Origin of the sequence: Halorientalis pallida (assembly GCF_004118325.1) — an archaeon.
GTDB classification, from domain to species: Archaea; Halobacteriota; Halobacteria; order Halobacteriales; family Haloarculaceae; genus Halorientalis; species Halorientalis pallida.
The window spans coordinates 34,369-43,988 of record NZ_RDFA01000011.1 but is presented as its reverse complement, the minus strand read 5'-3'; the positions used below and the strand labels follow the sequence as shown (position 1 = coordinate 43,988).

General features: G+C 65.9%; 12 protein-coding genes and 1 tRNA gene. 8 read left to right on the top strand and 5 right to left on the bottom strand.

The genetic code is table 11. The features are described from left to right. Together EAF64_RS20320 and sufD are read left to right on the top strand one after the other, a co-directional pair. The coding region (locus tag EAF64_RS20320; protein ID WP_193767783.1) for a SufD family Fe-S cluster assembly protein at positions 1-215 on the top strand (215 nt) is incomplete at its 5' end. A 15-nt stretch (positions 216-230) separates the two neighbouring features. After that, complete coding sequence (sufD, locus tag EAF64_RS20315; RefSeq protein WP_129070806.1) at positions 231-1,448, top strand: Fe-S cluster assembly protein SufD; 1,218 nt, start codon at positions 231-233, stop codon at positions 1,446-1,448. Positions 1,449-1,482: 34 nt separating this feature from the next. Here sufD and EAF64_RS20310 read toward each other — a convergent pair whose 3' ends face one another. After that, positions 1,483-2,505, bottom strand: a complete 1,023-nt coding sequence (locus EAF64_RS20310) for a DUF2332 domain-containing protein (RefSeq protein WP_129070805.1) — start codon at positions 2,503-2,505, stop codon at positions 1,483-1,485. Between the two features lie 122 nt (positions 2,506-2,627). On the opposite strand from EAF64_RS20310, the gene EAF64_RS20305 reads away from it, so the two are divergent. The 4 genes from EAF64_RS20305 (at position 2,628) to EAF64_RS20290 (ending at position 4,551) form a co-directional block, all read left to right on the top strand. After that, positions 2,628-3,107, top strand: a complete 480-nt coding sequence (locus tag EAF64_RS20305; RefSeq protein ID WP_129070804.1) for a ferritin-like domain-containing protein — start codon at positions 2,628-2,630, stop codon at positions 3,105-3,107. Positions 3,108-3,138: 31 nt separating this feature from the next. Next, positions 3,139-3,570, top strand: a complete 432-nt coding sequence (locus tag EAF64_RS20300) for a metal-dependent transcriptional regulator (protein WP_129070803.1) — start codon at positions 3,139-3,141, stop codon at positions 3,568-3,570. 61 nt (positions 3,571-3,631) lie between these two features. Further along, positions 3,632-4,396, top strand: a complete 765-nt coding sequence (locus EAF64_RS20295) for an HNH endonuclease (protein WP_129070802.1) — start codon at positions 3,632-3,634, stop codon at positions 4,394-4,396. Between the two features lie 34 nt (positions 4,397-4,430). Then, positions 4,431-4,551: transfer RNA gene (locus tag EAF64_RS20290), tRNA-Gln, on the top strand. Between the two features lie 226 nt (positions 4,552-4,777). Here EAF64_RS20290 and EAF64_RS20285 read toward each other — a convergent pair. Continuing rightward, a complete protein-coding gene (locus EAF64_RS20285; protein ID WP_129070801.1) occupies positions 4,778-5,293 on the bottom strand; it encodes a pyridoxamine 5'-phosphate oxidase family protein in 516 nt (171 codons plus the stop codon). Positions 5,294-5,367: 74 nt separating this feature from the next. Here EAF64_RS20285 and EAF64_RS20280 point away from each other — a divergent pair, with 74 nt between their 5' ends. Next, positions 5,368-6,030, top strand: a complete 663-nt coding sequence (locus tag EAF64_RS20280; RefSeq protein ID WP_129070800.1) for a DUF502 domain-containing protein — start codon at positions 5,368-5,370, stop codon at positions 6,028-6,030. 10 nt (positions 6,031-6,040) lie between these two features. Here the strand turns inward: EAF64_RS20280 and EAF64_RS20275 are convergent, their stop codons facing one another. Next, positions 6,041-6,772, bottom strand: coding sequence for a GNAT family N-acetyltransferase (locus tag EAF64_RS20275; RefSeq protein ID WP_129070799.1), 732 nt, complete (start codon positions 6,770-6,772; stop codon positions 6,041-6,043). Positions 6,773-6,998: 226 nt separating this feature from the next. On the opposite strand from EAF64_RS20275, the gene EAF64_RS20270 reads away from it, so the two are divergent. Then, positions 6,999-7,730, top strand: coding sequence for an HD domain-containing protein (locus tag EAF64_RS20270; RefSeq protein WP_129070798.1), 732 nt, complete (start codon positions 6,999-7,001; stop codon positions 7,728-7,730). Here EAF64_RS20270 and EAF64_RS20265 read toward each other — a convergent pair. Both EAF64_RS20265 and EAF64_RS20260 read right to left on the bottom strand, forming a co-directional pair. Continuing rightward, positions 7,727-8,422 carry a LysE family translocator gene (locus EAF64_RS20265; protein WP_129070797.1) on the bottom strand — a complete coding sequence of 232 codons (696 nt, stop codon included), beginning with the start codon at positions 8,420-8,422 and terminating at the stop codon, positions 7,727-7,729. The two genes, EAF64_RS20270 and EAF64_RS20265, sit on opposite strands and share 4 nt — an antisense overlap. Positions 8,423-8,425: 3 nt before the next feature. Continuing rightward, entirely contained in the window at positions 8,426-9,616 is a 1,191-nt protein-coding gene (locus EAF64_RS20260) for a threonine synthase (protein ID WP_129070796.1), read from the bottom strand. Positions 9,617-9,620 lie beyond the last annotated feature (4 nt).

The window sequence follows — 9,620 nt, the reverse complement described above, 5'->3', positions numbered from 1 at the left end:
AGGAGAACAAGGTCGACGTGGCTCACGAGGCCACGGTCGGGAAGATCGGCGACGAAGACGTGTTCTACCTGGAGACGCGTGGCCTGGACGACGACGACGCCAAACAGATGATCGTCGCCGGGTTCATCGAGCCGATCACCGAAGAGTTGCCCATCGAGTACGCGGTGGAACTGAACCGGCTGATCGAACTGGAGATGGAGGGCTCGCTCGGGTAATCCCCGGATTCCACAATGAGTACGCAGGTACACGCAAACCTCACAGAGGAGCAGGTAACGGAGATCAGCGAACAGTTGGACGAGCCCGAGTGGCTGCTGGAGACGCGACTCGACGCCCTCGACGCGCTCGAAGACCTCGACATGCCCGAGGTCATCCAGACGCCGGGCCGGGAGTGGACGAATCTCGACGCGCTCGACTACGAGAGCTTCGTCGACCCCCTGGAGATGGCCCAGGAGAAAGACCGCGTGGACGCCGACGGCGTCGACGTGCTCTCCTGGTCGGAGGCACTGGCCGAACACGGCGACCTGATCGAAGAGCAGTTCGGGAGTGTCGTCGACCCCCAGCGCAACTACCTCACGGCGCTGTCGACGGCGCTGTTCTCGGCCGGGACGGTCGTCTACGTCCCCGACGGGGTCGACGCCGAGGACGTGAAGATCCGGACCCGGATGAACAGTCGCGCGCTGTTCAACTATACCCTGGTGATCGCCGAGGAGTCGTCGTCGGTGACTATCCTCGAGCGCCAGGAGACGGGCGACGACGCGAGCGAGGAGGACGAACGCTACTACAGCGGCGTCGTCGAAGTCGCCGCCGGCGAGAACGCACACGTCCAGTACGGCGCGCTCCAGAACCTGAACGAGGACACCTACAACTTCCAGGTCAAGCGCGGCCACACCGACCAGTACGCCACGGTCAACTGGATCGAGGGGAACATCGGGTCGCGCCTGACCAAAACGAGCGTCGAGACGCGACTGCTCGGTGACAGCTCCGAGAGCAAGATCGTCGGTGCCTTCTTCGGCCACGAGGACCAGCACTTCGACCTCGGGTCGCGGGTCTGGCACGAGGCCGAACACACCACCGCCGACCTCGTGACCCGCGGTGTGCTGGACGACACCGCCCGCTCGGTCTACGAGGGCGTGCAGGACGTGGGTCGGGAGGCCTGGGACACCAACTCCTACCAGCGTGAGAACACGCTGATGCTCTCAGACGAGAGCGAGGCCGACGCGTCCCCGAAACTGATCATCAACAACCACGACACCGAGGCCAGCCACTCCGCGACGGTCGGCCAGGTCGACGCCGAGGACATGTTCTACATGACCTCGCGGTCGATCCCCGAACAGGTCGCCGAGAACATGCTGGTCGAGGGCTTCTTCGAGCCCGTCCTCTCGGAGGTCGCGGTCGACGAGTTCCGCGAGGACCTCGAAGACCTGATCGCGACGCGGCTCCGAGAATAGCGGGCTGGCGTTCCGCGGACGCCGTTTTTTTAATTCACACCAACCAGGAGAGCCAGTTCCCGTAGGCCTCGAATTCGGCGATGCCGGTGGTCTCGGCCGTTCCGTCCTCGAAGCGGCCGTGCCGGTAGGTCGGATCGCTCGGCGGGGTCGACGGATCGCCCGACAGCCAGTGCACTGGTCGCTCGTGACTGGCACCGACCAGCGCCGCCCGGACGGCGGCCACGGCCTCGTCGGGGAACTGATAGAGCGCGATGGTGCTGAACACGACGAGCGTCGCGTCCGTCGGGGCGTTTCCGAGCCGTTCGGGGAGGACGTCCGCGGCGTCACCAGCGACGAGTTCCGGTGGCCGGTCGGCGGCCAGTTCCAGTGCGGCGGCCAGCCGTTCGTGCCGACGGTGCTGGTTCGGGAGGACCAGTGCACGGAGCCAGCGGGCGTCGCTCTCGTCGGTCACGTCGAGCGGGTTCAGATCGACGCCCCAGCGTTCTGCGACGGTCGGCGGTTCGTCGGGAAGCGGTGGGGTCCCGTCCCGGATGGTCGTCTCGATGCGGACCGGGGAATCCGGGTCGCCGACGACGTGGTCGTCGAACTCGTAGCGGTATCGGGCCCACAGCAGGTTCAGCCCGGCGCTGGCTCCGAGTTCGACGAGGGCGAGGGGACCGCCGTCGGCGGCGGCGACCCGGGAGCAAGCGGGATAGAGGACGGCGGAGCGACCCACGTCGTTGGTCTGGACCAGCCGGGTTTCGAGCCGTTCACGGATCGCCTCGCGGTGATCCAGACAGAACGACTCGAAGGCGGGGACCGGATCGGTCTCCGTCGGGTCGGTGGGGTTCTCGGTGACGGTGGGATAGAACTCCGCGAGGCGGTGGTCGACGCCGGAGAGGAGGAGGTGGTGAACGGCACCCAGAAGCAGGTTCGGGGCGGGCTGACTCGGCGGGGCCGTCGCGGCGAGGTCGAGGAGGGCGTCGTCGTCTGCGGTGGCGCGGCTCAACCGTTCGTACAGCGGGGACTGGTCGGTGGCCCAGTCGGTGTAGTCGTGGAACTCGTCGGCGCGCGTCATGACCGCTGGTCCAACAGCGGCCGCTTAGGGGTGTCGGTCCCGAGGGAACGGCTTAAGTTCCCGCCTACCTGACTCGGGAGTATGCAGGCGGGACAGAGCCGACGCCGTCGGTGGTGGTCGCCGTGAGCGTCCAGCAACCGGTCTCGAACGACCACCAGCTGGCGCGACTGCTGCAGATCGGCGTCGTCCTCGAAGAGGTCGTGGAGGCGCGGGCGGGCGAACACGCCCGGACGATGGACGTCGACGACCCGGAACTGGAAGCGCTGCTCGCAGAGGCCGCCGAGGAGTCGGCTGGCCACCGCGAGCAACTCGAAGATCTGATCGACGACCTCGAAGCCGACACGATTCCGTTCGAGGAGATCAAGGGGCTGGTCAAGGCCCAGTACGAGTCCGAAGCGGATTTCGACGGCGTCCTCTACGACCAGTTGTGCAACGAGGAGACGGCCTACAAGTTCTACGACGACCTCATCGCGGCCATCGAGGAGTCCGACGCCCGACTCAGCGTCGACCGGGAGCACCTGATCGAGACGCTGGCGGCTATCCGCGAGGAGGAAGCCGAAGGGGTCGAAGAGGTCACGGAACTCATGGAGAAACGAGAATGATCGGGAACTATCCGTACGGAGGGGGTCTCACGTGAACACGTCCGACCAGTATCTCAAGGCGATCTACCTCGTCCAGCAGGCGGAAGACGGCCCGGCCTCGACCGGCCGCGTCGCCGACATGCTCGACGTGAGCCCCGCGAGCGCCAACGAGATGATCGGCAAACTCGAGGACCGCGAACTCCTCGAACACGAGAAGTACAAGGGCGTCACCCTCACCGACGAGGGCATCGTCCGCGCCCGGGACGCGCTCCAGACCTACTGTATCATCGAGCGCTTCCTGCTGGAAGTCCTCGAAGTCGACGAGTTTCGCGCCGAAGCCAAACAACTCGAACCGGTCATCGACGAGACCGTCGCCGACCGACTCGACACCATCATCGACCGGGCCCCGCAGTGTCCGGACTGCTTCGACCCCGAGAACGACGCCTGCAAACTGCTGGAAGTCGAACCCGATCCGGCGGACTGACCACTTTTAGTTTCACTCCGGCTGGATCGCATATTTACGACTCTCAGTCGAACGGTTATTCATGGAGTGTCCAACATGTGGTAAGTCACTCACGACTGAACGTGGTGTCAAACAACATCATACGAAGGTCCACGACGACCCACTTCCGAACCGGGAGTGTGCCGGCTGTGGGACAGAGTTTTACGATCCGAAGGCTCGTCTGACGTACTGCGACGACTGCAATCCCAACGCCGGCGAACACAACGGTAACTGGAAAGACGCGAAAGAGACGACGGAGTGCGAACGCTGTGGTGACGAGTTCGAGTATTACCCCTCCGACAAGAAGGGAGTCTACTGCCCGACGTGCGTCGAGGAAGCGGACGAGTTTCTGGGGACCACGTTCGCTGAAACCGTCGACGCAGAACGGATTACTAGATCATGTGACTACTGTGAGGACGAGATCACGGTGTTACAGTGCAACCGGAATTACGGAGCGGGTCGGTTTTGTTCACGAGACTGTCTATCCGACTGGATGTCAGAAAATAGGCGTGGCGAACGGCACCACCGGTGGGATGGCGGTGACGAAGGGTACTTCGGGCGCTGGTGTTCCGTTCGAAGGGCTGCACTCAAACGGGACCAGTACCGATGCCAACACTGCGGTGCAACCGCCGGTGGACTGGGGCAGAATCCTGATGTCCACCACATCACGCCGATGCGCAAATTCGACGATCCCCAGGGATCGCATACGCTCGACAACCTGATCGCTCTCTGTCGCTCATGCCACAACGATGCCGAGTCGGATCGAATCGATGTGAGTCTGCCATCACGCGATTCGGATCAAGAGTAAGGTTCTTACTCGTCGGTCCGAACTAGCCAATTGCAGCCCCGTGGTGTAGTGGCCAATCATAGAGGCCTTTGGAGCGGTTTAGTTCGGCCCCTCTCAAACGCCCGAATTCGCCGCGGAGCGAGCCTCTGACAGCGGTTCGAATCCGCTCGGGGCTACTATCAAACATTTTATACAAACTACGGCCTCGCCGAACACGTTCCACCGAAACCGAAGCAGTTGAATCTCCGGGTGTCCTACGCGCTCACAGAGGACAATGGTCGATCCGGTGTTCGCACACACAGGTTCTTCGGGACTCCCGGTGCCTCACGCCGTCGTCGACGGCGTCGTTGGGGTCGGGGCCGGGCTGTCCATCGTGGCGGTGTTTTACCTGTTCCTGCGTTTCTACGCGGGGTCGTCGCGGTCCGAATCCTGAACGTCTCTCATCCGGTCGGAGTAGTCCCAGGTGGCGACACGGGTCGGGTCGATCCGAATCGTGACTTCCTCGCGGTCCTTGTCGAGGAGGCGCTGGGCCAGTGCCGAGTCGGTGCCGCCGAGATAGCGCTGGAGAAGCGACCGGAGGACGGTCTTCTCGGGGTCGGGTTCGACGGTGGCCTGGCCCTGGCCGCGGACGCCTCGGTAGGGTGGGTCGTTGACCGAGACCTCGAAGGCGACGCCGGGGTCGTGGTCGAGGAACTCGATCACGTCGGCGCTGGCGGCTGTCGCACAGTGGAGGGCGTCGTCGCGGAACTCGTACCACAGCGAGAGCATCCAGAGTCCGCCACCGGGGGTTCGACAACTCAGCCGGATCGGGGCGCGGCTGTCGGTGAGGAAGGCGTCGGTCGCCTCGCGAGTCCAGGGACCGGAGGGGTCCCACGACCCGTCGAACTCGCCGCCGAGAGGTCGGTCGCTGTCGGTCACAGGTTCAACCAGGGGTCCCAGACGGAAATGAGCGTGGGGCGGGTTCTTTTGTCGGTCCGGCGGTACCACCGGACATGCGATTCACACAGGTACTCCGGAACAGTTTCGTCGCGGGGCTCGCGCTGCTGGCGCCGCTGGTCGTCACCGTCGTCGCGATGCAGTTCCTGGTCGGCTGGGTGACGACGCTGATCGACCCGGTGGTACAGGGGACGCGGTTGACACAGTACACGGCAAACATCGAGGCGATCGCGCAGGCGCTGGCGCTCCTGGTGATCGTGGGTGTGATCGTCGTGCTGGGATATCTCGCGCAGGGACGCATCGGCCAGCGGCTGTTCGGATGGATCGACCGTGGGATCGGTGTCGTGCCACTGGTCAGCATCATCTACTCGAGCGTGCGGCAAGTCGCCGACGCCCTGATGGAGCGGTCGAACCGCTACCGGAGCGTCGTCATGATCGAGTATCCTCGCGAGGGGGTCTACAGCCTCGGGTTCGTGACGGGTGACGGGCCGGTGGAAGCCGAGGCGGTCGCCGGCGAGGACGTGTACAACGTCTTCCTGCCGAACAGCCCGAATCCGACCGGTGGACACTTTCTGATGGTCCCCCGAGACGAGGTTCACGAGCTCGACATGAGTGTCCGGCGCGGTGTTCGGTTGCTGGTGACGACGGGTATCGCCGAGAGCGCGGAGGAGATGGCTGAACTGCGGGCCGAGGCCGATCTCCCGCAGTATTCGTCCTGACCGTGGTGGCCTACATGTACGCCGCGTCCCAGCGCGTGGGTTTGCGGCTGTTGCCACACTCGCCGCACTCGATGCGGCCCATGGCGTCCATCGCGTTGGCCAGCGAATCGCACTTCCCACAGTGGTAGCCGTACTTCTCCTCGCGATCCTCGTCGACGTAGACGACGTGGAACGGGCCCGCCGAGCCCTTGTCCACGTCGTCGTGGTCGATGTATACCGTCTGCCCGTCGTCGGTCGTCCGGGGTTCCAGACCCTCCGGTTCGGCTTCGAGGTACAGCGCCTCGGTGTAGGGACTCCCGTCGATCTCGACTTCCCCTTCGCCGACCTTCTCGAAGCCACGCTGTTTGTAGAAGGTGTTACCGACCTCGTTCATCGAGAGCACGCGGCCACGGAGCTGGGTGATGTCCTGCTCGCGGAGATGGTCGCGGACGGCGTCGAAGAGATCCGACCCGAGTCCTTCGCCGCGGTAGTCCGGATGCACGTGGAGCCACAGCAGGTCCGCGCCGGTCTCGTCGTCGTGGATCACGGTCTCGGTGAACGCGACCGGCTCTCCATCGTATTCGGCCAGCAAAAAGAGCATATCCTCCCGGTCCACCTTCTCCGCGTACTCCTCGTCGTCGTACCACTGATGGACGGTCCCCTCGATGGTCCCGGGGCTGAGGGTGTAAGACGCTTCCAGCGACCGTTCGGCGATCTCCATGATCGCTTGTTGATCGTCAGGAGTTGCCGCTCTGACTTCCATATGTTACACTATGACGGTAGCTGGCATAAATCTACGTCACACGCGGCCCGGTGTCCAGTGGGACGGGTCGGCGGGGTGGCCACGGGTAGGCCGGGTGTCACAGACGGGGCCGCCGGGTCCCGAATTCGGGGGTGTGGTAGATTTCAGGGTGTCGTAACGCTAAAGACCCGCACTCGCTTTTATATCCGTAAGATGAACAGCGAACGTCACGTCCGGAGGTGGTCCCGTGGGTGTTGAAATACGGGAGTCGCCCGTCTCGGACGCGGAATTCGAGGCGATGCAGGTCTTCGTCCACGACTACCTCGAAGCGAGCGTGGTCAACGAGGACGAAGGCGGGCGGATGCGGTGGTATCCCTGGCACTCGGCGGCCTATCGGTTCAACCACATCATGAACGTGGTCGAGCTGGCGACCGACATCGCGCGCGAGGAGGGCGCGAACGTCGACGTGACGCGTGTCGCGGCCCTCTTTCACGACATCGCCAAGCTCGAAGCCGACCAGGACGTCCACGCCGAGGAGGGTGCTCGCATCGCCCGGGAGTACCTGACGACCCACTGCGACTATCCCCAGTCGTTCGTCGACGAAGTCTGTACCGCGGTGGAGGACCACTCCTACCAGGGGCCGCTCTCGGACCTGTCACTGGAGACGCAGTGCCTGATCGAGGCCGACCTGCTCGACAAGGTCGGTGCGAACGGCACGGCGCTGATGCTGTTGCGGATGGGATACGAGTCCCGCACGCACATGGACGCCGCGGAGATGGTCGGGCGCGTCCTCGAACGCGGCCGCGACGCCGCCGAGCGCGTCGAGAGCGACACCGCCGAGAGCGTCGTCCACCAGCGGCTCAAACGCGTCAAGTGGTTCAAGGAGTGGCTCGAATCCGAGGTGGCCATGATGGGCGACTCCGACGCCGAGTTGAGCCCCGGCATGCAGAAGCAACTCGACAACGAGACCGACGACTAGAGCAGCGCGCCGAGGCCGTCGGCCACGAAGAGGAGGCCGAACCCGGCCAGCACGACGGCGCTCCCGCCGGCGACAAGCGGTGTGAGTCGGTCGACCCGCCGGCCAGCAGCGCGTAGTGCCGCCGGAAACCCGACGATCCAGCAGACGATGCCGCCGAACAGCCCCGCGAGCAGGAGGGGGCTCCCGGTCCGGACGACGACGAGTCCTGCCAGTTCCGCGCCGACGTAGGGCGTCTTCTCCAGTACGTCGACGGTCCCGGGTTCGAGCAGGCCCACGCCGACGGTCAGCCAGAACGCGATCTGGTAGGGGTTGGTCAGCGCCAGGACGAACGCCTTCCGGAACCCCCGTCCCACTCCGCCGTCGGTCGAGTCGGTCCCGGAGTCGACGGCCAGCGCTTCGCGCGCGCTCGTCGCCGCCCCGACCGCGAAGTACAGCATCAACCCGCCGCCCGCGAGGATCATCGCCGCGCGCAGGGTCGGTGCGTTCTGGACGACGGTGACGACGCCGGCCAGCGCGAGCGCGAAGAAGCAGGCGTCGGCGGTCATCGCACCGAGGCCCGCGGTGAAGCCCGCCAGCCAGCCCCGCAGGACGCTCTCCTCGGCGATGACGGCGTTCATCGGCCCGGGCGGTGCCGCCAGCGCCAGGCCGAACAGAACGCCCGCGCCGAGCGACGCGACGGGACTGGCCGCCATGCCTCAGATGCCCTTGCTCACCAGGTGGTTCCGGAGGATGTCCGCTTCCGCGTTGCCCGGAAGCGTGTTGACCAGTACGACGGTGTCGTCGGGGCCGAGCGCACCCTGGTCGGCCAGTGCCGCCGCACCGCTGGCCGCCACGCCCGCCGAGGCACCGATCTCGACGCCCTCGGCCTGGGCGATGCTGACTGCCCCTTCCAGCGCCTCCCGGTCCTCGGTGGCGACCGCACCGCCGTCGCTCTCGCGAATCGCCGCGAGCACGTCGGCCCCGCCCGCCGGATCCGGAATCTCGATGCCGCCACAGATCGTGTCGGGCGTCTCCCAGACCTCGGTGTCGTCCGCGTCGTTCTCGAACGCCTCGACGACGGGCGCACAGCCGTCGGCCTGTGCGGCGTACACCGCCGGCGTGTCGCCGACGATTCCCAGGTCGGCCAGTTCCGTCGCGCCGGCGTGAGTGCCGACGAGGCCGACGCCCTCGCCGGTCGGGTAGACGACCGCGTCCGGGGCCGTCCAGTCGAGTTGTTCGGCCAGTTCGTAGGCCAGCGTCTTCGCGCCCTCCCGACGGTAGGGCGTCCCGAAGGGAGCCAGCGAGTGCCACCCTTCCTCGGCGACGGTCTCACGGAAACTTTCGACGGCGTCGCCGTAGCGGCCGCCGACGACCTCCATGTCGCCGCCGTGGACGTTGATCATCGCCTTCGCGTCGAAGGTCGCCCGCGAGGGGACGAACGAGTGCGAGTCCAGTCCGGCGCGGGCGGCGTAGGCGGCCGCGGCCTGTCCTTCGATGCCCGTCGTCGGCAGGGCCACGTCCTCCGCGCCGGCCTCGGCGGCCGCGGTCACCGCGACGGCCATCCCGCGGTCCGCGACGCTGCCCGTCGGATTGCGCCCCTCGTCTTTGACGTAGACCTCGCCGACGCCCCACTCGTCGGCCAGGTCGGGGCAGGCGACCAGCGGCGTCGCGCCCTCGTCCATCGTCACGAGGGTCTCGGCGGTGAACGGGAGCAACTCGGCGTAGCGGGCGATCCCGTCGTACCGCCGGTCGGCGACGGTCTCGGGCGTGAACTCGACTGTGTCCAGGTCGTAGGTGACGGTGAGGTGGCCGTCACACGACGGACACGGGCCGGTCGTCTCGGCGGGGTCGAACGAGTCGCCACACGCTCGGCAGGTGAGGTCCCGAACGGCCGAATTGCGGGTCATGCTC

Coding starts and splice junctions, on each gene's coding strand:
- sufD (WP_129070806.1), top strand. CDS start 231: ATGAGTACGCAGGTACACGCAAACCTCACAGAGGAGCAGGTAACGGAG.
- EAF64_RS20260 (WP_129070796.1), bottom strand. CDS start 9,616: ATGACCCGCAATTCGGCCGTTCGGGACCTCACCTGCCGAGCGTGTGGC.
- EAF64_RS20295 (WP_129070802.1), top strand. CDS start 3,632: ATGGAGTGTCCAACATGTGGTAAGTCACTCACGACTGAACGTGGTGTC.
- EAF64_RS20310 (WP_129070805.1), bottom strand. CDS start 2,505: ATGACGCGCGCCGACGAGTTCCACGACTACACCGACTGGGCCACCGAC.
- EAF64_RS20265 (WP_129070797.1), bottom strand. CDS start 8,422: ATGGCGGCCAGTCCCGTCGCGTCGCTCGGCGCGGGCGTTCTGTTCGGC.
- EAF64_RS20280 (WP_129070800.1), top strand. CDS start 5,368: ATGCGATTCACACAGGTACTCCGGAACAGTTTCGTCGCGGGGCTCGCG.
- EAF64_RS20275 (WP_129070799.1), bottom strand. CDS start 6,772: ATGGAAGTCAGAGCGGCAACTCCTGACGATCAACAAGCGATCATGGAG.